The organism is Rothia sp. P5764 (assembly GCF_048512965.1).
In the GTDB taxonomy this organism is placed as follows: Bacteria; Actinomycetota; Actinomycetes; order Actinomycetales; family Micrococcaceae; genus Rothia.
Genome location: NZ_JBLXXQ010000001.1, coordinates 411,668 through 437,534, shown reverse-complemented (window position 1 = coordinate 437,534; position 25,867 = coordinate 411,668). Strand labels below are relative to the sequence as shown.

General features: G+C 58.1%; 24 protein-coding genes and 1 tRNA gene. 15 read left to right on the top strand and 10 right to left on the bottom strand.

The features are described from left to right. The first annotated feature begins 104 nt into the window (after window positions 1-104). The 5 genes from ACN08Y_RS02005 (at window position 105) to ACN08Y_RS01985 (ending at window position 5,703) form a co-directional block, all read left to right on the top strand. Entirely contained in the window at window positions 105-1,115 is a 1,011-nt protein-coding gene (locus ACN08Y_RS02005; RefSeq protein ID WP_419099065.1) for an NAD(P)H-quinone oxidoreductase, read from the top strand. Window positions 1,116-1,258: 143 nt separating this feature from the next. Beyond that, window positions 1,259-3,529, top strand: a complete 2,271-nt coding sequence (locus tag ACN08Y_RS02000) for a carbon starvation CstA family protein (protein ID WP_419104202.1) — start codon at window positions 1,259-1,261, stop codon at window positions 3,527-3,529. 7 nt (window positions 3,530-3,536) lie between these two features. Next, window positions 3,537-3,728: a YbdD/YjiX family protein gene (locus ACN08Y_RS01995; protein ID WP_419099067.1), complete on the top strand. Its 192-nt coding sequence runs from the start codon at window positions 3,537-3,539 to the stop codon at window positions 3,726-3,728. Window positions 3,729-3,856: 128 nt separating this feature from the next. Beyond that, window positions 3,857-4,342 (top strand): dehydrogenase, encoded by a 486-nt coding sequence (locus ACN08Y_RS01990; RefSeq protein WP_419099068.1) that lies wholly within the window; start codon window positions 3,857-3,859, stop codon window positions 4,340-4,342. A 170-nt stretch (window positions 4,343-4,512) separates the two neighbouring features. Continuing rightward, entirely contained in the window at window positions 4,513-5,703 is a 1,191-nt protein-coding gene (locus tag ACN08Y_RS01985) for an acyltransferase family protein (RefSeq protein ID WP_419111687.1), read from the top strand. A 137-nt stretch (window positions 5,704-5,840) separates the two neighbouring features. Here the strand turns inward: ACN08Y_RS01985 and ACN08Y_RS01980 are convergent, their stop codons facing one another. Together ACN08Y_RS01980 and ACN08Y_RS01975 are read right to left on the bottom strand one after the other, a co-directional pair. Beyond that, window positions 5,841-6,470 (bottom strand): response regulator, encoded by a 630-nt coding sequence (locus ACN08Y_RS01980; protein WP_419111686.1) that lies wholly within the window; start codon window positions 6,468-6,470, stop codon window positions 5,841-5,843. After that, complete coding sequence (locus ACN08Y_RS01975) at window positions 6,460-7,854, bottom strand: sensor histidine kinase (protein ID WP_419111685.1); 1,395 nt, start codon at window positions 7,852-7,854, stop codon at window positions 6,460-6,462. Before ACN08Y_RS01975 ends, ACN08Y_RS01980 begins: the two co-directional genes overlap by 11 nt. A gap of 194 nt (window positions 7,855-8,048) precedes the next feature. Here ACN08Y_RS01975 and ACN08Y_RS01970 point away from each other — a divergent pair, with 194 nt between their 5' ends. The 4 genes from ACN08Y_RS01970 to ACN08Y_RS01955 all read left to right on the top strand — a co-directional run bounded on the left by ACN08Y_RS01970 (window position 8,049) and on the right by ACN08Y_RS01955 (window position 11,130). Beyond that, entirely contained in the window at window positions 8,049-9,140 is a 1,092-nt protein-coding gene (locus ACN08Y_RS01970; RefSeq protein WP_419104206.1) for an ABC transporter permease, read from the top strand. A 32-nt stretch (window positions 9,141-9,172) separates the two neighbouring features. Continuing rightward, window positions 9,173-9,919, top strand: a complete 747-nt coding sequence (locus ACN08Y_RS01965; protein ID WP_419111684.1) for an ABC transporter ATP-binding protein — start codon at window positions 9,173-9,175, stop codon at window positions 9,917-9,919. Between the two features lie 81 nt (window positions 9,920-10,000). After that, a complete protein-coding gene (locus ACN08Y_RS01960) occupies window positions 10,001-10,852 on the top strand; it encodes an HpcH/HpaI aldolase/citrate lyase family protein (RefSeq protein WP_419110892.1) in 852 nt (283 codons plus the stop codon). A gap of 35 nt (window positions 10,853-10,887) precedes the next feature. After that, window positions 10,888-11,130 (top strand): hypothetical protein, encoded by a 243-nt coding sequence (locus ACN08Y_RS01955; RefSeq protein ID WP_419099075.1) that lies wholly within the window; start codon window positions 10,888-10,890, stop codon window positions 11,128-11,130. Window positions 11,131-11,216: 86 nt separating this feature from the next. Here the strand turns inward: ACN08Y_RS01955 and ACN08Y_RS01950 are convergent. Further along, window positions 11,217-11,291 (bottom strand) — tRNA-Thr (locus tag ACN08Y_RS01950). Between the two features lie 108 nt (window positions 11,292-11,399). On the opposite strand from ACN08Y_RS01950, the gene ACN08Y_RS01945 reads away from it, so the two are divergent. The 4 genes from ACN08Y_RS01945 (at window position 11,400) to ACN08Y_RS01930 (ending at window position 16,378) form a co-directional block, all read left to right on the top strand. Next, window positions 11,400-12,545 (top strand): histidinol-phosphate transaminase, encoded by a 1,146-nt coding sequence (locus ACN08Y_RS01945; RefSeq protein ID WP_419111683.1) that lies wholly within the window; start codon window positions 11,400-11,402, stop codon window positions 12,543-12,545. A gap of 181 nt (window positions 12,546-12,726) precedes the next feature. Further along, complete coding sequence (locus ACN08Y_RS01940) at window positions 12,727-13,902, top strand: thiamine pyrophosphate-dependent enzyme (RefSeq protein WP_419110891.1); 1,176 nt, start codon at window positions 12,727-12,729, stop codon at window positions 13,900-13,902. 4 nt (window positions 13,903-13,906) lie between these two features. Beyond that, on the top strand, window positions 13,907-14,896 hold the full coding sequence (locus ACN08Y_RS01935) for an alpha-ketoacid dehydrogenase subunit beta (RefSeq protein ID WP_419099078.1): 990 nt from the start codon (window positions 13,907-13,909) through the stop codon (window positions 14,894-14,896). Window positions 14,897-14,917: 21 nt separating this feature from the next. After that, the gene (locus ACN08Y_RS01930) at window positions 14,918-16,378 is read left to right on the top strand and encodes a dihydrolipoamide acetyltransferase family protein (RefSeq protein ID WP_419111682.1); all 1,461 of its coding nucleotides are present in this window, start codon (window positions 14,918-14,920) and stop codon (window positions 16,376-16,378) included. Between the two features lie 477 nt (window positions 16,379-16,855). On the opposite strand, the gene ACN08Y_RS01925 is transcribed toward ACN08Y_RS01930, so the two are convergent. The 5 genes from ACN08Y_RS01925 to ACN08Y_RS01905 form a co-directional block, all read right to left on the bottom strand. After that, entirely contained in the window at window positions 16,856-17,872 is a 1,017-nt protein-coding gene (locus ACN08Y_RS01925; RefSeq protein WP_419111681.1) for a hypothetical protein, read from the bottom strand. After that, window positions 17,862-19,214: a sensor histidine kinase gene (locus ACN08Y_RS01920; protein WP_419111680.1), complete on the bottom strand. Its 1,353-nt coding sequence runs from the start codon at window positions 19,212-19,214 to the stop codon at window positions 17,862-17,864. Before ACN08Y_RS01920 ends, ACN08Y_RS01925 begins: the two co-directional genes overlap by 11 nt. A gap of 28 nt (window positions 19,215-19,242) precedes the next feature. Beyond that, window positions 19,243-19,956, bottom strand: a complete 714-nt coding sequence (locus ACN08Y_RS01915; protein WP_419099082.1) for a LuxR C-terminal-related transcriptional regulator — start codon at window positions 19,954-19,956, stop codon at window positions 19,243-19,245. 182 nt (window positions 19,957-20,138) lie between these two features. Further along, window positions 20,139-20,975, bottom strand: a complete 837-nt coding sequence (locus ACN08Y_RS01910; RefSeq protein ID WP_419111679.1) for a hypothetical protein — start codon at window positions 20,973-20,975, stop codon at window positions 20,139-20,141. Between the two features lie 135 nt (window positions 20,976-21,110). Continuing rightward, on the bottom strand, window positions 21,111-21,260 hold the full coding sequence (locus ACN08Y_RS01905) for a hypothetical protein (protein WP_419099084.1): 150 nt from the start codon (window positions 21,258-21,260) through the stop codon (window positions 21,111-21,113). A 47-nt stretch (window positions 21,261-21,307) separates the two neighbouring features. Between ACN08Y_RS01905 and ACN08Y_RS01900 the strand changes: the two genes are divergently transcribed. Next, entirely contained in the window at window positions 21,308-23,017 is a 1,710-nt protein-coding gene (locus tag ACN08Y_RS01900) for a long-chain-fatty-acid--CoA ligase (protein ID WP_419111678.1), read from the top strand. A 344-nt stretch (window positions 23,018-23,361) separates the two neighbouring features. Beyond that, the gene (gene nagB / locus ACN08Y_RS01895; protein ID WP_419099086.1) at window positions 23,362-24,171 is read left to right on the top strand and encodes a glucosamine-6-phosphate deaminase; all 810 of its coding nucleotides are present in this window, start codon (window positions 23,362-23,364) and stop codon (window positions 24,169-24,171) included. A gap of 42 nt (window positions 24,172-24,213) precedes the next feature. Here the strand turns inward: nagB and ACN08Y_RS01890 are convergent, their stop codons facing one another. Continuing rightward, window positions 24,214-24,900: an N-acetylmannosamine-6-phosphate 2-epimerase gene (locus tag ACN08Y_RS01890; RefSeq protein ID WP_419104212.1), complete on the bottom strand. Its 687-nt coding sequence runs from the start codon at window positions 24,898-24,900 to the stop codon at window positions 24,214-24,216. A gap of 8 nt (window positions 24,901-24,908) precedes the next feature. Then, a complete protein-coding gene (locus tag ACN08Y_RS01885) occupies window positions 24,909-25,862 on the bottom strand; it encodes an ROK family protein (protein WP_419104213.1) in 954 nt (317 codons plus the stop codon). Between the last annotated feature and the right edge of the window lie 5 nt (window positions 25,863-25,867).

The following is a 25,867-nucleotide window of genomic DNA, read 5'->3' as shown; positions in this document are numbered from 1 at the left end:
TTTCTGTGCCCTTGCTCTCGCTAGGGTAGTAAGGTCAGGCAATACCCACCGCACGATTTAGCTGAACCGCCTGCCTAGGGACAGGAAGAAAAAAGGGGGAGAGCATGCAAGCCATTGTTGAATCTGAGCACGGAAGCCCCGAAGTTCTGTGCGTCAGCCAGGTGCCGGTTCCTGAGCCAGGGCCGGGCCAGGTCCTCCTCAAAGTCGCTGCAGCGGGCATTAACCAGGCCGATCTTGCCCAACGTCGCGGCTTCTACCCGCCACCGCCAGGGGCAAGCTCCATCTACGGACTAGAGGTATCTGGTGTCATCGAAGCGGTCGGACCCGGAGTGGATACGACCCTCGTCGGGGAACCAAGAGTTGCCCTGCTTGCAGGAGGTGGCTACGCCCAATACGTCGCGGTGGACCTAGCACACACTCTGCCCCTACCTGCCGGGGTCAGCTTAGGCGATGCCGCCGGCCTGATAGAGGTAGCCGCAACGGTCTACTCCAACCTGGTGCTCACCCTCGGGGTAGGCACCAGCCCCCAAACCAATCAAGGGGCCAGTCTGCTCATTCACGGGGGTACCGGTGGAATCGGCACCCACGCCATTGAACTAGCCCAGGCGCTGGGCCTCACGGTTTTCGCAACCGCTGGCACCGACGAAAAGTGCGACTATGTTCAGAGCCTCGGTGCCCACCCCATTAACTACCGCACCGAGAACTTCCGCCAGATCGTGCGGCAGGCAACCGAAGAACGCGGGGCCAACTACATTCTCGATGTGGTGGGCGGTAGCTACCTCGAAGAAAACATCAAAACCCTGGCCCTGGACGGTTCCCTCGCGGTGATTGGACTTCAGGGCGGCGCTAAAGGTGAACTGAACCTGGGCTACATGCTACCGCGGCGGCTGAGCCTGCATGCCACCTCCCTGCGCTCACGAAGTGCCGACGATAAGGCGCGCATTGTGGACGGTGTGCACAGACTTGTCTGGCCCCTAATCGAGAGCGGTGCCATCAGCCTTCATACCGACTCTGTTTTCCCCTTGGAGCAGGCCGCCCAAGCCCATGCCCGTCTCGAATCCGGGGCTCACCGGGGTAAAATTCTCCTGGTCCCTGACGCATCAGCGCATGACTAAAGAGGGGTTACAGGTAGGTGCGCTCTAAACCAAATGTCACATGAGCGAAGCAATGTGACCTATCACCCAAAGCCCGGTATAGTGTGAGCACGCACACCGCATTAAAACTGGCGGAACACGCACGATCACACTGGAGTGAGCCCATGACACAACAGAGTTCTTCAACTGCGGAGCAGGAACGCCCGCAAGCCTACATAGACCCCGAGGTGCTAGAGCAAGAACACCGCACCTGGACCCCCAAAACCATCGCTATCTGGGCACTGATTACTCTGCTTGGCGCAGTCAGTTGGTCCATGATCGCTATCTTCCGTGGCGAAACCGTGAACGCTATCTGGTTCGTCTTCGCCGCCGTCTGTAGCTACCTGATCGCCTACCGTTTCTACGCCCGGTTCATTGAAGCCAAACTGGCTCAGCCCGATGACCGCCGGGCAACCCCCGCAGAGTACGATGCTGACGGTAAGGACTACGCCGCCACCGACCGCCGCGTACTCTACGGGCACCACTTCGCCGCAATTGCCGGCGCAGGCCCCCTGGTTGGCCCCGTCCTAGCCGCCCAGATGGGCTTCCTGCCCGGAACCATCTGGATTATCGTCGGCGTTATCTTGGCCGGTGCAGTCCAGGACTACCTGGTTCTCTTCTTCTCAATGCGCCGCGGTGGACGCTCCCTAGGCCAGATGGCCAAGGAAGAGCTTGGCACCATTGGTGGTTACGCCGCGATTCTGGCAACCCTGGCCATCATGATCATCATTACCGCCATCTTGGCGCTGGTGGTTGTCAACGCCTTGGGTGAATCCCCCTGGGGCGTATTCTCCGTGGGCATGACCATCCCTATCGCCCTCTTCATGGGTGTCTACCTGCGCTACATTCGCCCCGGCAAGGTCGGTGAGATCTCAATTATCGGCTTCGTCCTGCTCATGGCCGCTATTATCAGCGGCGGCTGGGTCAGCCACACCGAATGGGGCGCCCAATACCTGCACCTTGACCGGGTCACCCTGGCCTGGTGTGTCATCATCTACGGCTTCATCGCCGCTGTTCTGCCCGTCTGGCTCCTGCTGGCACCCCGCGACTACCTCTCCACCTTCATGAAGGTCGGCACCATCGTGCTCTTGGCCGTGGGTATCATCGTGGTCCGCCCCGAAATTACCGTACCCGCCGTCAGCGAGTTCGCCTCCCGATCAGACGGCCCGGTGTGGTCAGGCTCCCTCTTCCCCTTCCTCTTTGTCACCATTGCCTGCGGTGCGCTCTCCGGTTTCCACGCGCTCATCGCTTCGGGTACCACCCCCAAGATGGTTGAAAAAGAACGCCAGACCCGCTTTATCGGTTACGGCGGCATGCTCATGGAGTCCTTTGTCGCTATCATGGCCCTGGTTGCAGCTGTCACCATTGACCGTGGTATCTACTTCGCCATGAATTCCTCAGCAGGTGCCACAGGCGGCACTGTAGAATCGGCAGCGCTCTTTGTGAACTCACTGGGTCTGACCGGTGTGCAGGTTACACCCGAGCTACTACAGGGTACAGCTGATGCGGTGGGCGAGCATTCCATCGTCTCCCGCACAGGTGGCGCACCCACCCTGGCCGTGGGCATGGCATTCATTCTGGGCAAGATGCTCCCCTGGTTCGAACTGACTAGCTTCTGGTACCACTTCGCCATCATGTTTGAGGCTCTCTTCATTCTGACCGCTGTGGATGCCGGTACCCGCGTTGCCCGCTTCATGCTGTCTGATACCCTGGGGAACTTCTTCCCCAAGTTCCGCGACCACAACTGGCGGGCAGGTGCCTGGATTACCACCGCTCTTATGGTGGCAGGTTGGGGATCCATCTTGATTCTGGGTGTGACCGACCCCTTGGGTGGCATTAACACCTTCTACCCGCTCTTCGGTATCGCCAACCAGCTCCTGGCTGCCTGTGCCCTAGCTGTCTGCCTAGCGATAGCCGCTAACAAGGGCCGCTTCAAGTACCTCTGGATTATCGCCCTGCCTCTGGCCTTCGACCTGTTGGTTACCGTGGTCGGCTCTTACCAGAAGATCTTCTCCACCAACCCCGCAGTGGGCTACTGGGCTAATCACAACCGCTTCAAGGAGGCCCTAGCCGCCGGTGAAACCTCCCTCGGCGCGGCAAAGAACGTGGAAGCAATGGAAGCCGTTGTGCGTAACACTTTCGTGCAGGGCACACTCTCCATTCTCTTCGTGGTGCTGACCCTGATCGTGGTGATTGCCGCCGTCCTGGAGGTATTCAAGGCCAAAAACGGTCACGCCCAGAAGAGCCACGAGAATCCCTATGTCCAGTCCACCATCTACGCACCGGCTGGCCTCTTCGCCACCCCGGCCGAGCGTGAACTGGAAAAGGAATGGAAGGCCTTCTACGAGAAGTACCCCGACCAGATCAGCGGCTCAGCAAGCCACAGCGGCCACTAGGAGAGCCATGCAGAAGATACGGTATTTTCTCTCACGGGCTCGCTGGTTTGCCGGGGGAGTGATGGGCGCTGACAAGTACCAAAAGTACCTGGCCCACCACAGAGCAACCGGTTGCCACCAGGAGCCCATGACCGAACGCCAGTTTTGGCGGGAATACACCGACGGGTTGGACCGTAACCCCGGTGCCCGCTGCTGCTAACAAGTAGCCCAGAGGCCGTTACCCCACCAAAAGTTGGGGTAGCGGCCTCCCTACATAGGCTGGTGACCAGCAGGCGAAGAAATTAGGGTAACCTAAGAAAGTAGGAACCGGTAAGAAAGGGCCAAGCAATGGGCATCAAAGACTTCTTGCAAAGTCGTCGTGACGACGCTGAGCTTGGGCAAGGCCTCTGGCGCAGAACCCACGACCGGTTCGTCCGAGGGCTTGACCGCTTTCACCAGATCCTCGAGCGCGTCCCAGTAGGCCCCACACTCGAAGAAATCGTGCCGCTTGCCAACGAGCTAGCTGACCTGCTCCCCAGGGTTCGAACCGTTGCCGCCGAAGCGCACCGGCTAGCTCCCAGCGACTCCCAGGACATCCCCGCCTCACCCACCGGCGTATATTCCGATCTGCATCGCGCGCTCTCCCGAGCAGGCAACGCACTGGCCCTTACCGCTGAGGCCCTAGCCATGACCCGTTGCGCCGGTGACTGCCTGAACGGATGCACCCGAACTGAGAGCATCGCCCGCCGAATAGACACCGTCAAACAGCACATTAGCGACGCAGAAACCTACCTAGAGCAGGCACGCTGTGAAGCGCAACAAACAGCCTCTTAGCTTCTGACAGGGGAGAACTTTTTTACACTCCGGGATTTGTCGCCAAGACCGCGTAAATATCCCCTAAACCGTACCTATTAAGAAGACCAAAGTACAGGTAAAGTTAGCGCGCGTGCAATTACGCTTAAAGAAGGCACAATCACACACGCTTTTAGGGGAGAAGTAAGCCTATGAACCGCTACGCCCACATAGACGCCATGCGCGCCTTTGCGGTGCTACTCGTGGTCTTTTCACACGCAGGGCTAAAATTTGTGCCGGGCGGCTCCGGGGTAACCATCTTCTTTGCCATTTCAGGCTTCATCATCACCTACCTGCTTCTTCGAGAACGCGACAAAACCGGCAAATTCGATGTATCGGGCTTCTACATCCGCCGCTTCCTCAAAATTGCCCCTCCCCTTATCCTCGTCATAGTCCTGCCCACCATCGTCTACTGGGCGCTCGGCGGAACCCTTGACCCCCTTGACGTGCTGGGCCAGATTTTCTTCTTCTTCAACCTGCGCTACCTGGACTCACACATCACCGTGCTACCCGGTAGCCACGTGATGTGGTCGCTCTCCATCGAGGAGCAGTTCTACCTGGTTTTTGCCATCCTCTGGCTATTCATGGTGCGCTGGCGCAACTACCGGAAGGCCCTGACGCTGCTGGGCCTATCCCTTATCTTGTACTCGGCCCTGTCACGGTGGGCACTGTTCGATGCCGGTGCCAGCAGCGACCGCATCTACTTCGGCACCGATACCCGCCTTGAAGCAATCGCTATCGGCATGCTCACCGCCCTCTGGTACCACCGATACAGCGACGATGAAATGGTCCGAGGACGCCACCTAGCAGGCAAGCACTACATGCCTTCCGGGGGCCTGACACGAGACGGGTACACTATCCCGCTCCTGGGCCGTAACTGGGTCTTCTTCACCGCCATAGGGGTCTACCTGATGACCCTGGTCATCCGCGATACAACCTTCCGCGAAACCGTGCGCTACTCGCTCCAGGCCTGGTCAGCTTCCACCATTATGCTCTGGGGGCTGGTAGCTTCCCGCCAGCCCCTGGGCGCGGCTATCCACCGCTTCTTAGCCTGGCGGCCTCTGCAACTCATTGGCCTGTCGAGCTACAGTATCTACCTGGTACACGATGTGCTGTTCAAAGCAATCGAAGGCCATCTGCAGGACCTGCCCCTTCTGGCCCAGGTTGCTCTTCTGGTGCCCCCCGGCCTTCTCTCGGGTGTACTGATTTACCTCATGGTTGAGGTCCCCGTCCAGCGCTTTAAAGACCGCCGCTTTGGGGCCAGCTGGAAGCAAGACCAGAAGCCAGCACCCGCTCCAGCTGACACCCCTGTTGTCATTCCCTGGAACAAGCAGAAGTCTTAGGCTTCTGCCCGAGAAGGTATCCACCCCGGCCTGCTTTGTGCCCGCCAAGGCCCTAGAAGGCCAACCCCGAGCCAGTTGGCGGGGCACAAAGCAGGCCTTCCTCCTTACACGGGAGCTACCACACCCGCACCATACAACTAGATGAGGTTCTGCGCGCGTGCCGCCGCCACAGCGGCCGTGCGGTTATCCACACCCAACTTGGTGAAAATATGCACCAGGTGCGTCTTTACCGTGGACTGCGAAATAAAGAGCTTCTGCGCAAGCTCCTTGTTGGTTGCACCGGTAGAAACAAGCTCAAGAAGCTCAGTTTCCCGCGCTGAAAGAGTCACAGTAGGCCGTTGCATCCGGTCCACCAGCGCCGCCATGACCTCGGGCGAGAGCGTCCTCTGGCCCCGCGCCGTAGCTAGTACAGCCGTATGCACCTGCTCCGGAGGGGCGTCCTTGAGCAAATAGCCCAGAGCGCCGGCCTCAACAGCTGCCACGATATCGGCCTGCGTATCAAAGGTAGTCAGCACCAGCACTGGAGGACCCTCCATAGCCACCAGCAGACGAGTCGCCTCCACCCCGCCCATAGGTTTCATCTGAAGGTCCATCACCACCGCATCGGGGGCCTCGCCCCGTACGGTTAGCTCCTGTACAACCGAAACAGCCTGACCCCCATCGGAGGCTTCTGCCACTACCTCGATGTCGCTAAACCCGGCAAACAAGGCACCCAAACCAGCCCTGACTACCGGGTGATCATCGACCAGCACAACCTTAACAGTCATAGTTACCTCCAGAAGCCGGGGCAGCCAGTACACCCTCTACCGGTAAACGGACAGACAAGGCGGTACCAGCGCCAGGAGAACTTTCAATATTCAGGGTCCCACCCACCTGGTCTACCCGGGCAGTCAGAGAGATCAACCCATAGCCGGTGCTACCCTCCGCTAGGGCAACCTCAGCCTTATCCGTTACCGGTGAGAGCGCACGAACGTCAAAACCAACCCCGTTATCGCACACATCCAGTGCCACCTCACCCGGCCACAGGCTGAGCGTCATCACCGCCTGACTGGCCTGAGAATGGGCAGCAACATTCGCCAACGCACCCTGGGCTACCCGCACCAGGGTAGAGGCAATCGGCTCAGGCAGCCGGTTCACCGCAGACTCATCACCATCAACGGTCAAAGAGCACCGGAAGTCAAGACCCGCCGCCTGCTGAGTGGCCTGCGTCGAAGCGACCAAAGAGCTCAAAGCACCTACCACAGAACTATCCAGCGCGGGCGAAGCTAAGTCATGAATAAAACGGCGGGCTTCTGCCAGGTTAGTGGACGCGCTCTGCTCAATGACCTGCAATCGTTCCCTCCCCAGCGCAGTATCACCTGATGCCAAGGCATTTGAGGCCGCACGGGACACCAGAACAATCGACGATAGCCCCTGGGCCAAAGTATCGTGTATTTCCCGGGCAAGGCGCTCGCGCTCAGCAATCTTTCCAGCCCGGTACTGCTGTTGAGCCAGCTCGGCCTGCACCGCCCTGAGCTGCTCAGCTAGCCGAAACTGGTGGGCTGCATCCTGTCTCAGTGCCCGGTAGGTAAAAGAGATAACTACAGCCAACATAGCCCCCAGCGTAGGGCCTACCAGGTACCCCGGAGTCAGACCCTCAGCCCGTAAACGAGCCAGGCCGAACCCGGCAGGGCCCACCAAAGGCAAAGCAACCGCCAGAAGGCACAGCGCACCGGTAGCCAGCACCCCGGCTAGAGGTCGCAAGAGGTGCAGGTAGAGGAACATGACGGGGAAAACAGCCCAGGTAAACGAGCTATCCAAACACATCAGCGCCAGCCACAAACCTGTAATGACAAGCAACCAGAGATGAGCCGGGCTAAAAGGCAAAGTACCACCGGAGGCCAAGGGAAAACCTGCCAGCCTCAACCGCTGAGGTAGGCCGCGCCGCTTCTCATAGACCGTACCTGCCAGGTAGATAGCCCCCAGGGTAAGTGTCAGGACCCCGATAGCGGTGTGGCGGGGCTGGTAGACGCTGCCCACTAGAGCCAAAACAGCACCAAAAATGAGTAGGAAAGCGAACATGACGTGCAAGCTCACTCTCAGAGTAGTGAGCACCAGTAACGTCTGCCTGCTACCGCCAGAGGCAGCGGAGGCGGGTGGGGCAAGGGGCACGAGCATCCTTACTGAACTAAGCAAGTCTTACCCCAACCAGTCTAGCCCTCTCAGAGCCTCACCTCGCTTCCCCCGCTATCGTCCAAACGGTTGATTATAGGTTCAACCCTTACCCCGATGTAGTAAGGGTCGGTGAACTGGTCAGATAGATATAGCCCCTGATACGGGGATTGTCTTCTGAAAGGTAAAATCTCATGTTTGTTGGCTGGCGCGATATCCTCTTTGCTAAGGGCCGATTTACCCTTATTGGGGCAACGGTCACCCTCATTACCCTGCTCCTGGTTATGCTGACGGGGCTGACCGGGGGGCTGGGGCGACAAAACACCGATGCCCTCCAAAAAATGGGGGCCGACCGGTTTATTTTCGCCTCCGATACAGCCGGAGCTAAGGCTTCTTTCACCGACTCCAGTGTGACTACCAGTCTCACCCAGCAATGGCAGGAAGAGGCAGACAGGGTTACCCCGGTGGGCTTCCTGACGGCTAAGGTTGAGGGCAAAGGAGCCGCACCCATGACCCTCATCGCCACCCCCCAGGGTTCTCAGCTGCCCGCCTCCACCGCTCCCTTGCATGAGGGCTCTGAAGCAGCTGATGACCAGATCGTCCTCCCCCTGAGCCAGGCCCACGACCTAGGTGCAGGGGTGGGTGATACCGTGAGCGTGAATGGTACCGAACTCACTGTGACAGGTATCGCTGAAGACACCTACTACTCCCACACCCCCGCAGGCTGGATCACCACCAGCACCTGGCAGAAGCTCACCCACCAGAACCCAACCACAGGGCCAGATGCCGTACTGGGAACAGTGCTAGCAGTTCAGGGCGCTAGCCATGTAGATGCCACGGCCACAGCAACCAGAACCCAGGCACTGACCACCAAGCAAGCCTTTGCGGCCCTGCCCGCCTACTCATCAGAGCACGGCTCACTGACGACCATGCAGGGCTTCCTCTACGGTATTTCTGCCCTAGTCATCGTTTCCTTCCTGACTGTGTGGACCATTCAGCGCACTCGGGATATCGCCCTCATGCGAGCGCTAGGTGCTTCTCGTGCTTTCCTGACCCGTGATGCCCTGGCCCAGGCTGGCCTAATTCTGGCTTTAGGAACTCTCAGCGGTGCCCTAGCTGGCTGGGCGCTAGGGGCTCTCGTCTCGGGCACTGTACCCTTCCAGCTCTCACCCCTGACAGTTGCCGGACCAGCAGCTGGAATCTGGGCCTTAGGTATGGGCGGTGCCCTTATCGCTCTACGGCGTGTAGCAACCGTTGATCCCATGCTCGCCCTGGGTGGCAACTAATTAATTCTGATCTAATCCCGAAAGGTAAACCCATGACCTCTGTACTGCCAGGCTCTCTACCTACCCAAGCCGCAGCTGCCGCCGCCCTCGAGCTACGCGATATCACCCTTGACTATCCCGACGGGGTTGATAGCTCCGGAAAACCCCTGACCGCGCGCGCCCTGGACGGCATCAACCTGACGGTAGAGCGGGGTGACTTCTTTGCCCTGACCGGCGCATCTGGCTCCGGTAAATCCTCCCTGCTGTCTGTGGCGGCGGGGCTGATCACCCCTACCTCCGGTAGCCGCCTCATCAACGGTGTAGAGACCACCGGCTACCGGGACTCCCAGCTAGCTGAACTCCGCCGCACCACCATCGGCATTATCTTCCAGCAACCCAACCTGATTGCCTCACTCACCGCTGCAGAACAGCTAGAACTGGTAGCACGCATTGGGGGAGCTCGAGGGGCAGAGCTACGGGCAGCTAGGTCACAGGCCCATGACCTTCTTGATCTGGTAGGGCTCTCTGCTGCCAGCCACCGCAAGGTGCACCAGCTCTCGGGTGGGCAACGTCAGCGAGTCAATATTGCTCGCGCCCTGATGAGCCAGCCAGCGCTTTTGCTGGCCGATGAGCCAACGAGTGCCCTAGATAGTGAGCGTTCGGAAGAGATTGTGCGACTGCTGGCACAGGTCACTGCCGAGTTCAATACTGCCACGCTCATGATTACCCACGATGCCGAGCAGGCCGCGCTGGCTACTGGCCAGTTACATATGGTGGACGGGCGTTTGCTCACACTCTAAGGCGGGCCGGGAAGAACCCGCAGCGGGTAGCTCTTGCGGGGGTAGACTTGAGAGGGTCAGACCCACCTTAACGAGGATCCCGTGATTAATTTCCACCGCAACGAACGCGCCGCATCTTTGCCCGCCCGACTTTCTCGATCCTGGCTTCTAGTATCAGCTGATGCAACCGAACAGACCATTGCAGCAGCCCTGGAATCAGAAGCAGATTCGGTCATCATTGACCTTGAGGACGGTTGCCCCGAGAAAGCCAAAGATGCTGCCCGTGAGCACATCGTTGCCATGCTCAATAAGGGGGCTTCGGCCTGGGTGCGTATCAACGCGATTGACAGTGAACACTGGTCTAAAGACCTTGAAGCGCTGAACCGTGCGGAGGGGCTCAAGGGGGTCATGCTTGCTATGACCGAACACCCTGACCATGTAACTCGTACCGCTATGATGCTCCCAGCCGGTACTCCGGTCATCGCGCTGATTGAGACCGCCCTGGGCATGGTGAATGTGGTGCGTATTGCCAAGGCTCCCGGTACCTTCCGCCTAGCTTTTGGTGTGGGTGACTACCGCCGCGACACCGGAGTTTCAGCCGACCCGATTGCGCTGGCTTATGCGCGGTCACAGCTGGTCTTGGCCTCCCGCGTGGGCGGGCTGGCAGGCCCGATTGATGGGCCTTCTGTGGGTAAGCACAGCGGGGACTTGCTTAAGGACTGCGCGGTGACCACCAGCCACGGCATGACCGGTAAACTGACCTTGGACCCGGCACAGACCGAGACTATCAATCTGGGGCTTGCCCCGAGCGCCGACGAAATTGCCTGGGCGCGGGAGCTTTTGCAGAAGAGCGAAGGCGATTCTGTACCCAAGGACGGTTCCTATCTGCCACGTTTGGCGCGTGCCCGAAAAGTATCATCACTTGCCAAGACCTATGGCCTGTGGCGTAGCTAGAGTTTTCCCTAGGTGAGCCAAGAAAGATAAGCACCGTGAAAAATTATTTTGGTTTTCAAGCCCGCAGAACCCCTCAGGGGGGCTACGCACCCGGGTTCTTGCGTCTCTTTGCGCTACTACTTGTTCCTTCGGCGGGAATCTGGTGGTTCTACCGGTGGATTTTTGACAATGACACCAGCCTGTTAGCGCTGTGTTTTCTGGTGCCGGTAAGCGCCTGGATGTGGGCTTATCTGATTGGCTACAGCACGGCTCATCACATTGACGAGGACCGGTCTTAGAGCTTTCTGCTAGCCGGGGCTGACCGAGCTGGTAGAGACAAAGGGCCGCTTCCGAGTGTCTTCGGAAGCGGCCCTTAGCCATCTTATGGAGCCCCCAGTCGGATTTGAACCGACGACCTTTTCTTTACGAGGGAAATGCTCTACCCCTGAGCTATGGAGGCCAGCCGCGCCTGTGCGGACGAAGCAACTCTATCAGAAAGGCAAGGCTACCTGCCAGCTGTGATGCTGGGGCGTTCTCCCTGGGGCGCTGGTTGGTTAGAATTGGGTCTATGACTCAGATTACTCAAAATGACGGTGTGCGCCCCCGCCCCGTTTTCTCTCGACTCCCCAAGTACTCTGCCGGCAAGCCCCCTGCCACTGTGGAAGGGCTAGAACGGTTCAAGCTGTCCTCCAACGAAAATCCCTTCGGGCCGGTTGCTTCTGTCGCTCAGGTGCTTGCTGACTTTGACACTGCCCACCGCTACCCGGACCCGCTGTCAACCGCCCTACGCACCCGCCTGGGTGAGTACCTGGGGGTTGACCCCGAGGACATCGTGACCGGAGCAGGTAGCTTGGGTGCGCTCAACCAGATTCTGGCAACTTTCGCCGGTGCCAACGAAGACGGTACCCAGGACGAGGTCATCTACGCTTGGCGCTCCTTTGAGGCCTACCCCATCTGTGTGGGTCTCGCCGGGGCTAAGAGCGTCCAGGTACCCAACCTACCCAACGGCGCCCACGACCTTGACGCCATGGCGGCGGCTATCACCGACCGCACTCGCGTGATTCTCATCTGTACTCCCAACAACCCTACCGGCCCGGCAGTGACTGAAAGTCAGGTGCGGGACTTCCTCCGTAAGGTCCCTCAAGACCTGCTGGTGGTTATTGACGAGGCCTACTTTGAGTTCTGTGCCGCTTCTGAAATCCCTGAGGGCCAGGAGCCGCCCCTCAACGGCTTGGATATCTACCGGGACTACCCCAATGTGGTGCTGCTGCGCACCTTCTCCAAGGCACAGGGTCTAGCGGGACTGCGCGTTGGCTACTCCATCAGCCACCCCGATATCACCGCCTACCTGCGGGTGGCTGCTACCCCCTTTGCCGTTACAACAATTGCTGAGCAGGCGGCTATCGCCTCCATCGAGCATGCCGATGAGGTCATGGAGCGGGTAGAGCACCTGGTAGCTGAACGCGAAAAAGTAGTGACCGGGCTCAAAGAGCTGGGCTACTGGGTTCCCGAAACCCGGGCTAATTTTGTCTGGCTACCCTTGGGTGAACACACAACTGCCTTTGCTCAGCAGGCCGAGGCACATGCTCTCTCGGTGCGGGCTTTTGCTGGTGAGGGCGTACGCATCAGCATTGGTGAAGATCAGGCCAACGCCCGCCTGCTCACCCTTGCAGAAAAGTTCCCTCACCGTTCAGTAGCTCCTGCCCTCCAATAAGGGGATTTTTCCGGCGCTGGCTTCTCCCTGAACCCTGCGGGGTAGGGGAGGAGCCAGAGTCTGTGTAAACTCATTATTTGTAAAGAAACAGTCAAAAATTCTAAAAATAAGGCCCTGCCCTGCCGAGAGCGGGCGTAGGGTTAAACAAGAGAAAAAGACAGACCTGGACCCGGAGACACGCATGTCACAAACAAAAAGCCCCCAGAACCCCTGGGGGACCCCGGAGCGAATCCAACTTCTGGATGAAACCGGAACTACTAGCTCACACGCTAGCTTTAGCTCCTTTGCCGATGAGCTCACCGGCGAAGATCTCAAAGACATGTACCGTACCATGGCGCTCACCCGCCGTTTTTGCAGTGAAATGACCTCCCTGCAACGGCAGGGTCAGCTAGCTCTCTGGGTTCCGTCTGTGGGGCAGGAGGCCGCCCAGATAGCCTCCGCCCGTGCACTGGCACCTAACGACTACATCTTCCCCTCCTACCGCGAGCACGGCGTGCTCCTGGAGCGGGGGATTGACCCCACCGAAATTACCCCGCTCTTTACCGGCACCGGCACCCTGGGCTGGGACGCTAAAAAGCACAATGTGCACCCCTACACTCTGGTCCTTGCCGCTCAGGTTGTCCATGCCACCGGCTATGCCATGGGCCTTAACTTCGATGCCCAAATCCAGGCCGAAACCGGGCAGTACCAGACCGGACAGGGGCAAGCCACCGACCCGGCTACCGACCCCGAGAAACCTGCGGTTGTTGTCTACTTTGGTGACGGTTCCAGCACCGAGGGCGACGTCCACGAATCCATGATTTTTGCGGCCAGCTACAACGCCCCGGTCCTTTTCTTTGTGCAGAACAACCAGTGGGCTATCTCCGTACCCTTTAGCGTCCAATCCCGCGTGCCCATTTCAACCCGGGCCGCCGGCTACGGCTTTGAAGGTATCCGGGTAGACGGTAACGATGTGCTCGCCGTCTATGCCGCAACCCGCTACGCTATGCAAAAAATTAGGGCGGGACAAGGCCCCGTGCTGATTGAGGCTGAAACCTACCGCCTGGGCCCCCACACCACCGCCGATGACCCCACCAAGTACCGCGCCTCCGAGGACGAGGCCGCCTTCGCTCAGCTTGACCCTATGACCCGACTCGAAAAATACCTGCGCTCAGCCGGGTACGCGGACGACACCTTCTTCACTGAGGTCACTGACTTTGCTGACTCCCAGGTCAGGGGTGTACGTGACTTTGTGCTTGCTAGCCAGCCAGCAGACTTTGAAACCTACCTCAGCCGGGCCTACACCGAACCCCACCAGCAGGTAGAGGACGACCTAGCCTTCCACCGCGCCTACACCGAAGGGTTCGAAGAGGAATAAAGACATGACCGAGCAGATAAGAGAAACCCTCACCCTGGCCAAGGCTATTACCCGGGCCCTCCACGACGAGATGACCAGCAACCGCAAGGTGCTAGCCCTGGGCGAAGACATCGGAAAACTGGGCGGCGTCTACCGCGTAACCGAGGGGCTACAAGAGACCTTCGGCCCTACCCGTGTGATGGACTCACCCCTGGGTGAAGCCGGTATTATCGGCACCTCCATCGGCATGGCCCTGCGCGGCTACCGGCCCGTCCCCGAAATTCAGTTCGACGGCTTTGTCTTTCCCGGTTTTAACCAGATCACCTCCCAGCTCTCCAAGATGCACGGGCGAACCCACGGCCAGTACCAGGTACCCGTGACCGTGCGTATCCCCTACGGCGGCATGATTGGCTCCATCGAGCATCACTCAGAATCACCCGAAGCCCTGTTCACCCACACCCCGGGCTTGCGCGTCATCACCCCATCTAACCCGCACGATGCCTACTGGATGCTCCGCACAGCAATCGCCCACCCCGACCCAGTCATTTTCTTTGAACCCAAACGCCGCTATTGGATGAAGGGCGAAGTCAATTTTGCTGACGCCAACTTTGACCCCTTTACCGCGCAGGTCGTCAGGGAAGGCTCCGAACTGACCATCGCCACCTACGGGCCACTTGTGCCCGTTGCCCTGGCCGCAGCAGAAGCTGCCGCCGAAGACGGACACGATATTGAGGTGCTGGATCTGCGCTCGCTGTCCCCGCTGGATGTCCCGACCATTGAGGCCTCTGTGCAGAAGACCGGCCGCCTGGTAGTAGCCCACGAGGCACCGACCTTTGGTGGCCTGGGCTCCGATATTTCTGCGGCAATCACCGAACGCTGTTTCTACCACCTTGAAGCACCCGTTATCCGCGTGGGCGGCTACCACATGCCCTACCCAGTCTCTAAGGTAGAAGAAGATTACGTGCCCGGCATTGACCGTATGCTCGAAGCCGTCGACCGTTCTTTGGCCTACTAGCCCCCACGAAAGGCACATACCATGTCACAGATTTTTAACCTTCCTGATGTGGGCGAAGGGCTCACCGAAGCAGAAATCCTGAGCTGGAAAGTAGCTCCCGGTGATCTTGTTAAGCTCAACGACATTATCGTTGAGATTGAAACGGCTAAGTCCGTGGTAGAGCTTCCCTCGCCCTACGATGGCAGGGTGCAGGACCTTCTGGTTGCCGAGGGGCAGAGCGTGGAGGTCGGCACCCCCATTATCGCTATTAGCGCTGAGGGCTCCGCCCAGGCGGTATCCGCTCCTGAGGCTAAGGCTGAGAAGGACCCCGGTGCCGGTGCCGCGCTGGTGGGCTCAGGCCCTAAGGCTGATCCCGTTAAGCGCCGTTCACGCAAGAAGAATGCGCCTTCGCCAGCTCCTCTTGCCCCGCCTCCGGCGCCCCCGGCTGCTGCAGCACAGCTTGCTGAACAGCGCAAGCCCCTGCTGACTTCCCTGCCTGCTCGCGCAGGCAAGTTCTTTGAAGAGAGCGGCATGGGGGGAGTCTTGCGCCGTCTGGGCACAGCAGAACACTTGCCCGGGGCTGAACACTCTGAGGTTCCCCGCCGCCAGGCTCTTGCCAAACCTCCGGTGCGTAAGGCTGCTCAGGAAATGGGCATTGACCTGGCACAGGTGACCCCCACCGGCGACAGGGGACAGGTGACTAAGCGTGACCTGCTCAACTTTGCGGCCCACCTGAGCCTGGCAGAAACCGCTGACTTTACCGATAACGCCGATCCCACCAGCTTCTGGATTCCCGCCGGGGCCGGTGGTGACCGCATCGAGCGTATCCGGGTCAAGGGCGTTCGTAAGGCTACGGCCAAGGCTATGGTGGATTCCGCCTTCAAGGCCCCGCACGTTTCTATCTTTGTGGACGTGGATGCTACCCGCACCATGGAGTTCGTCAAGCGCCTCAAGAAGTCACCCCAGTTTGAGGGTGTTAAGGTAACCCCCTTGCTGATTCTTGCTAAGGCCGTTATCTGGGCGGCCTCGCGCACCCCGCAGGTCAACGCCACCTGGACCGACTCAGAGATTCAGATTAAGCACTACATGAACCTGGGCATCGCGGCGGCTACCCCTCGCGGCCTGATGGTACCGAACATCAAGGACGCCCAGAGCATGAACCTGCGTCAGCTGGCTGTAGCGTTGAATGACCTGAGTGCCCGGGCCCGCGAGGGTAAGACCCAGCCTGCTGAGATGCAGGAAGGCACCCTGACTATCACTAATATCGGTTCCCTGGGCATCGACACCGGAACGCCTATTCTGAACCCCGGTGAGGCCGCTATCGTGGCTTTCGGCACGATCAAGCAGAAGCCCTGGGTCGTGGACGGGGAAGTTATCCCGCGCTGGGTTACCACCCTGGGTGGATCTTTCGACCACCGTGTGCTGGATGGTGACCTTTCGGCTAAGTTCCTGGCCGATGTTGCCTCTATCCTCGAAGAACCAGCCCTCCTCCTCGATATGTAGGGTAGAAATCTGCCAAAGACACTCAAAGGCTCAGCTGGCAGCATGCGCGGGCTGAGCCTTTTTGCAGGCGGTTTGATACCTCTTGCTCCCGAAAGGATTAAAGAGGCGAGGCCCCCACCTGAAACAGGTGAAGGCCTCACAACGCCAAGGTACGGAACCTGGAGCAGAATTCGAATTATCTCCCCCAAGAAATCCGAATCCCCGGACACATCGGTCCGGACAAGTTCAGGCCCCGTAGGTTACCTTATGCCCTTGACTGGCTGTTCTACATTTTCTGGATCAGTCCCCCAACGTCACCAGAAAGCTGAGTCCCCCGACTCATCGTTGAACAGCTATCAAGTTACTTAAAATCTTAGTCTGGGTAACCTCAGCTTGTATGTCCTCATATAGGTCTACGCTTGCTCTCAGAAAATTCTTTGAATAAGGCAAAGGTGCCTACAAAAGCCGGGGGGAGTGTCCCCGAGTAGGCTGGGGTTCTTAGAACCTTTCAACCAGGCCAGTCTGAGAAATTTCGATTGCGCTGGGCTCCTCATCCTCTGAGTTACCATCGTGCACCAGCATGACAGCTATCTGGTCGTCAGCAGGGAAAGCACGAACCGTAATAGTCCCGCCCGAGGCCTTATCGAACAGGTCGACCGCGCACTGGGTCAGAATCATCGAGAGCCGGGCAGGTAGAGCGCTTCCTCGCTCGTCGAGAATATCTACCTTGACACCGCGCTGGCGGGCAAGCCAGGCCGCATGAAGAATTTCCTTATTGACGATGTAGCGACCGCGGATAGTGTCACGCAGCTGAGCTTCGGTAAACCGAAACTCGTCCATTTCGTCACGGGTCACGGGTGATTCGTTGTAGGCAATACGGTGAAGCATGTCTTCAGTCAGAGTGCGCACTTCCTGCACACGCTGGGTTGCAATAGCACTCATATCTGCTTCTTCGGTACGGCCCGCATCGGCAATGATGCGCATACTGCGAGCCTGCCGGGTCTTAGAGACGGCCTGCTCAATCTGCTGAGGCACGATGGTGCAGACTACCATGAGCAGGAAAGGGATATAGAACTCGGTAGAAAGATTGATCCGGCTTAAGAAGTAGTTGCTGTGCCAGCTCAGCACCAGTAATACAAAACTTGCAAAGAAGAGCCAGCCGTAGAAAGTGTGCCTGCGGGAAACAAGACCCATAGCCAGCAGAGTATAGGCCATAAGCGGCCAGGAGAGGCTAGAGAAGGTGACTGAATGGCTCATAGCGCTCAAGGTTATATCCACGCTGTGTAGCCCCAAAATAGTAATAAGGGGAAGCATCGCATCGGGTAGAGCCAGCCGCTGAGTGGGCAAGAAGACCGGGAGCGTGGCAATAGCGTAGAGACTGATGATGGTAGCCCAGTGAGGAGCGCGGGTGGTGGTGTACTGGGAGTACCAGAAGAAGAAGGAGCCCAGAACCAGGAGAGTGACAGCGCTCAGAAGCAGAGTGAGCTGACGGGAACGATAGTACTTAACCAGCATCGGGGTCCTCATGGGGCCACTGGACAATGACAGTTGTTCCCTTTTCAGGGGCAGAAGTGATGGTGACCTTGCCACCTACTTCTTCCATGCTGCGGATCATAGAAACACGCACACCCAGGCGACGGAAATCGATATCTTTCATGGAGAAACCCTGGCCTCTATCCGAGATAGTGCAGAGCACATAGGGGCGTTCTTCATCGGACCGGGTCGAGTTGTAGGGTCTGCGCAGCTCGGTACGAATGGAAATCTGTGTGGTGCGGGTTCCCGAGTGCCGGGCGGAGTTCGAAACAGCTTCGGTGACCGCATGGGTAAAAGCGCGTGCCGCCGTATAGGGCAGCGTAGAGTCGGGGCTCGCTAGGGGGTACTTCTCCATGGAGTCTGAGATAAAGCGTAGGCGCTGGTTCCAGGGCTCAACGCCTTCAGCGATCTGTTCGGTCAGAGCCTGGAAGGTAATGGGGCGCTGGGGCTGAGACTTGAGGCTTTCCTCTTCAAGAACATCAATAGCTCGGCGTGCCAGCAGGCGGGTGCGCTGGGGGAGTTCCCCGGGGTTGCGGCTGGCATCGAGCAAGGCGGCCATCACATTATCGTGCACCAGCTTGTCAAAGTTCTGTAGCTCTTGGGAATAGTCGCGTGAACGGTTGAGTAGAAGCTGGGCTGAGAGCGTCTCGTAGTAGGTCCTATCAGACTCCCTAACGGCTTTGAGCGCAAACCGCGCAAGACCTGCTAGCAGAACGCAGGTAAAACACAAATAGCAAGCTCGGATCATCAGCTCGGTGGGATTCAAGGGGACTCCGGTCAGAAGATGGGAAGCCACCGAGCTGATAATCAGTAGTGCGGGTAAAGCAATGCTGTGGGTAATGCCGTCCCGTGATTCTTCCTCAAAGACCGGCACCAGCATGGCGTAGATACCAAAAAGCCAGGACCAGGGGATAGCCGAATGCTGGGCACCGATACTCAAAGGCCACACTATATAGGTGCCGTAGGCAATGACAAGCATGAAATTAACTGTCCTGGCTGAAACCTCTTTACGCACACCGTTGAACATGAGCAAAGAGGCATGGGTGACTATCACAGGGATAATGGCCAGGTACCAGAGAGAGTCCCCGCCCCGGTTCTCGGAAATATTGGCCAAAGATTGCAGGAGCAGGCCGACCGCGATGAGGGAATAGACAATTTCTAGGGTGCAATAGAGACCAAAGGAGCTCGGCCCCATCAGCGGCTGTTGGCCGCTAGTGAGGGTGAGCGACTTCAGCGAGAAAGCGCGGAGTCGATTGACTCTTGAGGGTTGGAGAGCCTGGGCCAGGTCCTTAGAGGCGCCTCCGGTAACAGTAGACAGGTGCACAATCCTTAGGGGTACAGGGGTGAGCGAATTACAGGTGACGGTCTGCGGTGGAGGTGTCTTCCATGGTATCTACCAGGCCATCCTCAATAGCGCGGATACGCAGGTCAATCTTGGTGGGGGCCGGGCGACCAACACGAGCGTACTTTTCGCGGATACGGTCAATATTTGTTTTAACCGCAGACTGCTTAATACCCATACGGCGGGCTACCTGAACCTGTGCAAAGCCGGAGGCATAAAGACGCAGGGTTTCCTGCTCTCGGGGGGAGAGATTAGCGCGAGAGAACTCCTGGTCACCGTCAATAGCGGCGGCAAGTTCCTTGGTAACAACGGCTTTACCGTCTGCGATATTCTTGGCCTCGGCCAGGGCATGTTCAAGAGGCTCAGACTTGCGAACCAGGCCCAGCGCGCCAGCTTTCAGGGCTTCGCGAATCAGGCCGGGGTTTTCTCCGATGCTGAAGATAAGAACCTTAATGCCTGCCCGTTGCAGGATATCAACATTCTCTGACGGTCGAGACTTATCCTGAAGTGAGAGGTCCAGAAGCACAACATCGCAGTCACGCTTCAGCTTTCCCAAATCAGCATGAGAAGGGTCATTGAGGTTGCGCCCCAAGGCTACCAGCAGGTCAGCTGCAGTGGGAGCAGCCGCTACCAGCTCAATTTCGCTAGCGCCGGCAGCGACTGCCCGCATACCTTCGCGGACTACCTCATGGTCATCGACAATGCCTACACGTACTACGCTCATAATTCTTACTTACCTTGTATGCTGTGCAACCCTCACCTGAGACGGTGGCTGCTCGGTGGTTGCATGGGTGCGATGAGCAGACTGTTTACATTACGAACATATTTTACAGCTAAAGCCCGGTTTAAGCCCTCTTAACCCCTGGCTTTTAAGGTGACTTAGAGCCTTCCTAAGTTGATGCTATTTTAGGAATTTATACTTGTCAGGGCTCGACGATACCTCATTCCCAGAGCCGCACCCAGCATTGAGCCGATAGCGGCGAGTAGCCCTGCGGCTAGCGCTGTGAGAGCCCCAAGAGCCAGATCGGGGGCCAGAAGCCGCTGAAAGGCAAAGCTGGGCGTAAGCGGTGACGGGAGCCAAGCGGAAGCCCATGTCACCAGGGTTGCAAGGAGAGCCGCAAGGAAGCTGACAGCAAGAACCCCCAGGGCCTGCCTGGTAGGTGCTACCGCAGCCATGCGGGTGGCAACATATCCTGCCCAGCCGAAGCTCAACAGCCATATAAGAGCACTTGCAACTACCCAAGGAATAGCCTGGCCCTGACTGGAAGCAACAGAAACGGCCAGAGCGCCACCCGTCAGACTGCCATAGGTCGAGATACCAACAGCAGTGAAGACGGTTCTTACCAAGGCAAATAGCCCGGTGCTCAGAGCATAAGCCACGAGGCTACCGCTCATAGCCGGTAGGAACTGAATCCTGCGGTAGACAGCTACACGAGCAGACGGTAGGGGAGCAACCTCATGGTCCCAACCGGCCTCTGTTTGCTGATGGGGTAGGGGGAGTTGAGCGGTAGCAGGGTGCGCCTGTTGCCAGCCCACAGGGTAAGGAGCCTGCCCCGACCGGGTCGCTGAAAGGATCTCCTGCTGGTAGCTGCTAGTTTCAAGCGGCCTGGTATCTTCTTCAAGCCGGTCGGTGTAGTGGTGCTGCGAGGGAGAGAGCAAGCGTGTTGATTCTGAGTCCTCAAAAACCGCGTCCCAATCCTCAAAATCTTCCTGGCCGCTCTGCCGATGATCTGTACTGCTCATTGCCTGTAAACCTATCAAAAAAAAGGGGGTACTTAGACCAGACTCAGAACCTCGACGCGCTCCTGATCCGGGCGGTAACCCATACCTGCTGTCATCTGTTCAAAGACACTCTTACGGTCCCTGCGGGGCTCCCACCTAGTTGCCACCCAAAAGGTACATCAACCCGATAATGACCAGGCCAAGAGCAATAGCTCCAAGCCCCACAAGTATCATGCGTTTGTTAATTTCTTTCATCAACTCCCGAAATTCTTCGGTCGTGATGTCTTTGTTTCCACGTTGCGCCATACCCCTTAGTATGTCAGCTCAAGCACCCCTGTGGCACAATCTTGTGTATGCATGTAGCCGAAAATAACGATACGACCGACACCTTCCCCCTGGCTCACCGCCCCTGGCAGAAGAACTACCGGCCCGAAACACACCGCGATGTGAAGCTGCCTGAAACCTCACTGAGCCACCTCATGGCAGAGGCTGTTCGCACTTCCCCCCAGAAAATTGCCCTCGAATTTTTCGGCTCCACCACCACCTATGCCCAGCTCGGTGACCAGATCCTCCGGGTAGCTGAAGGGCTCCGCAAAGCGGGTATCCAGCACGGGGACCGCGTAGCCATCGCCCTCCCCAACTGCCCCCAGCACATCGTTGCCTTCTACGCCATTCTCCGATTAGGCGCTATCGTCGTTGAGCACAACCCCCTCTACACCGAGGCAGAACTCCGCCACATGTTTGAAGACCACGGAGCAAAAGCCGCCATCGTCTGGGACAAAATCGCAGATAAAATAAGCTCCCTCCCCGCAGACATCCGCCCCCGTACCATCTACGCCGTCAACATGATCGAAGAGATGCCACTTGCCATGCGAGCAGCACTCAAACTCCCCATAGGCAAGATGAAAACCTCACGCGAAAAGCTCGAAGGAACCGCACGCGGCGCCACACCCTGGCGCCAGCTCATGAAGAACCAACCCCTAGCTGCCGACCACCACCGCCCCACCGCCCAAGACCTCGCCCTCCTCCAATACACCTCCGGGACAACAGGGCTCCCCAAGGGCGTCATGCTCACCCACCGCAACCTCGAATCAAACGGCAGAATGGGCGAAGAATGGATTCAACCCGGAAGTAACGAAGTCATCTACGCCGTGCTCCCGCTCTTCCACGCCTACGGCATGACACTGGGGCAGACCATCTCCGCTGTCTGCAAAGCACGACTGGTACTCTTCCCCACCGTGGACATGGACCTCATCTTCCGAGCCATGAAAAAAACCCCACCAACCATCCTGCCTGCCGTCCCACCTATCTACCGCCGCATGCTCGACGAAGCAAAACAGCGCAAAGTCTCGCTCCAGGGAATCCGCTGGTCAGTCTCAGGTGCCATGCACCTACCTACCGAACTGGTCACCGAATGGGAAGAAGCAACCGGAGGCATGCTTGTGGAAGGCTACGGGCTCTCAGAATGTTCACCCCTGGTGTCCTGCAACCCCCTCAACTCCACCCGCCGCGCGGGCTCCATCGGTATCCCCTTCCCCTCCACCGACATCCGCGTTGTTGACCCCGAAACCCTCCAAGACCTCGAACAAGGGCAGGAAGGTGAACTATTGGTGCGCGGACCCCAGGTGATGAAAGGCTACTGGAAACGCGCAGAAGATACCCGCAATACCTTGCTGGAGGGAGGTTGGCTACGAACGGGTGATATTGTCCGTCTCGATAAAGACTCCTTCATAGAAATCGTCGACCGGATTAAAGAAGTCATCATCACTGGTGGCTTCAACGTCTCCCCCTCCGAAATTGAAAACGTCCTTAAACAACACGACTCCGTAGCAGACTGCGCTGTCGTGGGTATGCCCGATGCTAGCGGAGGCGAAACTGTCACCGCCGCTATCGTCCCGGCCCAAGGATATGCATTAGACCCCGCAGAACTTAAAGAGCACTGCTACACGCGACTGACCCGTTACAAGGTTCCTAAAAACTACTACGAGGTTGATGAACTGCCCCGCTCCATGCTGGGCAAGGCCCTGCGCCGCAAGGTGAGGGAAGAGCTAGCTCAGCGTTAAGCAGGGTTTGCGGTAGCTGTCCCCCCTAGGCGGTGTGTCCCTCTGCGTCCTTAGGCGGTGTGGTCGTCTGCACCCTGAAACGCCAGCCCCGAGCCAGCAGACGACCACACCACCTACAGGGCAGGAGCAAGGAGACAGCCCCCAACACCAACCCCAAGCCAGCAACTTCGCGGTGAGCCAGCTTTATCTACCCTGATGAGTAAAACCCTATCTACTTTTCTGACCTGAACCTCGGGGAATAATAATTATTAAAAATATTCCTTGCGAATTTTCAAATTTGTGTCACGGGGTGTCATAAACGCGCCCTCTGCCGCTTCTAGATATATTTTTCGTAAGATATTTATATGGAAATAATTATCTGTGATTCAAAGGATCAAGCCGGTGCCTACGCGGCGTCTTTAATCGCTATGGTGACGGAACGCAATAACCGCCAGGGTCGCCCAACGGTCTGGGGAGTTGCCACGGGATCATCCCCAGAGGCTACCTACCGCTATCTCGCAGAACGCGTAGAAGCAGGCCTAGACGTTAGCTCTGTCAGCGCTTTTGCCCTCGATGAGTACGTTGGCCTAGACCCCTCTCACCCCGAGTCCTACCGAAGCGTCGTCAACCAGCAAATTGTTGGGCGAATCGGGCTCGACTCCCAGAAGGTGCATGTCCTCGATGGCATGGCTCGGGATATCAATGCTGAATGCGCTCGGTACGAAGAGAAAATCAAGACCGCAGGTGGAGTTGACGTGCAGATACTTGGTATAGGCGCCAATGGGCATATAGCTTTCAATGAGCCCGGTTCCTCGCTCGTATCACGCACCCGCATCAAGACTCTAGCACCTAAGACTGTGGCTGATAACGCCCGCTTCTTCGACGGCGATGCAAGTCAGGTGCCAGTACACTGCCTAACCCAGGGGATTGGCACCATCATGGAAGCCCGCAAGATTGTCCTGGTCGCTGACGGAGCCAACAAGGCGAGTGCAATCGCGGGCATGGCAGAAGGCCCCATCACCACCTTCTGCCCGGGGTCAATACTCCAGATGCACCCAGATGTCACCGTCGTGGTCGATGAGGCAGCAGCCAGCCAATTAAAAAATGCAGAATATTATCGTTTTGCGCAAGAAAATATCCCCGACTTCCAAAAGCCAGCTATATTTCTTGGATAAATAAAAATAGGTGGGGTTACTCGAAAGTAGCCCCACCTATTTTTATGCTTGGAGGGCGTCCTTAAACCATCCGGTAATAGAAATAGGGTGCGTAATAGCTGTGCCTACCACAACAGCGTGGGCACCAGCCTCCAGAGCCTGCCGAGCCTGAGCCGGGCTATGGATCCGGCCCTCGGCAATAAGCGGTAGCCCAAGATCCTGTGCAGCAATAGCTTCCAGGAGCTCAAGGTCGGGGCCAGCGGTCTTGGGGCGGGCATCGGTGTAGCCTGCCAGGGTGGTGCCGATAAAATCAGCTCCGGCTTCCGCCGCCGCAACAGCTGCTTCGAGAGAATCACAGTCTGCCATGACCAGTGATGGGCTCGACCCGTGTACCCCGTCAATTACCTCTTTGAGGCTGAGCCCGTCGGGCCGGTCACGCCTAGTGCCATCAAGCGCGACCACATGGGCACCCGCCTGGGCTACTGCCAGGGCATGGTGCAAGGTGGGGGTAATGAAAATACCCTCATGCCCGTCTTTCCACAGGCCAATGACCGGGACCTCAACGCTGGTGCGGGTGAACTGAATATCAGCCAACCCCTGTACACGGACAGCGGCCGCGCCTCCCATCACTGCAGAAGCCGCTACCTGCCCGGTTGTTCGGGGGTCGCGCATAGGCTCACCGGGGTAAGCCTGGCAGGAGACAATGAGCTGGCCTGCAAGCGAATCAATCAGTTCTTGAGCTGTAAACACGGTGAATCCTAACCTCGTGATGAGTCTCTGACAATGAAATCCGGGATCAGGCTTGCCGCCCCCAGAAGCGGGGCATCTGAACCTAGTGAAGCTGAGATAATGCGGGTTTCGGTAGCCTGTCCAAGTGCTGCCTGCTGGTAGGCCTGCACCATGCCCTGCCACCAGAGATCGCCCAGGTTAGTCACACCCCCGGAGACAAGAATCAGGTGGGGGTCCAGGATAGTTGCCAGGTCACCGAGTGCGATACCCGCTGCCCGCGCACCTAGCGCAATAGCTTCTTGGGCATGAGTATCTCCGGTAGTAGCAAGTTCTTTTACCTCAACTAGGCTCTCAACCTCAGTAGGTCCGCCCAGCCTGCGATAGCTATTGACGATGCCGGTACCTGAGGCGACAGCCTCCACATGCCCCACTCCTCCGCAGGTGCAGGCAATATCTAGAGCACAGGGGGATGAGAAGTGCCCCACATGTCCCGCAAGGGAATGCGCTCCGTGAAGCTGCTGGCCCCCCACAATATAGGAGCCACCCACACCTGTGCCAAAAGCTACCATGAGACTGCTTTCAGCATCGGCGGAAGCACCGAGCCAGGCCTCACCCAGGGCATGAGCGTGGACATCGTTCACCGCGTAGGCAGGCAGACCCGTCACATCACTGAGAATAGAAGCTAGGGGAGTGCCGCTCCAGCCCTTAATCAGGTTGGCAGCCGTGATGACCTGCCCCTCGGAGCCAATGACGCCAGCAGATCCAATACCCACCCCAAGGGGCTCATAGCCTAGCTCACGGGCAGTAGCACCCAGCTTTTTGAGCGCCTCGGCCGTGTGCCGGGCCAGCTCAGTACCACCAGCCTGAGCCAAAGTGGGTATCTGGTCACGGTGGAGAACCTGGCCTGTGCAACTGACAATGCCAAGCGCGGTTTTGGTGCCTCCTAGGTCAGCGACCAGGGCGACGTGTTGGGGGTTACTCATCCTTG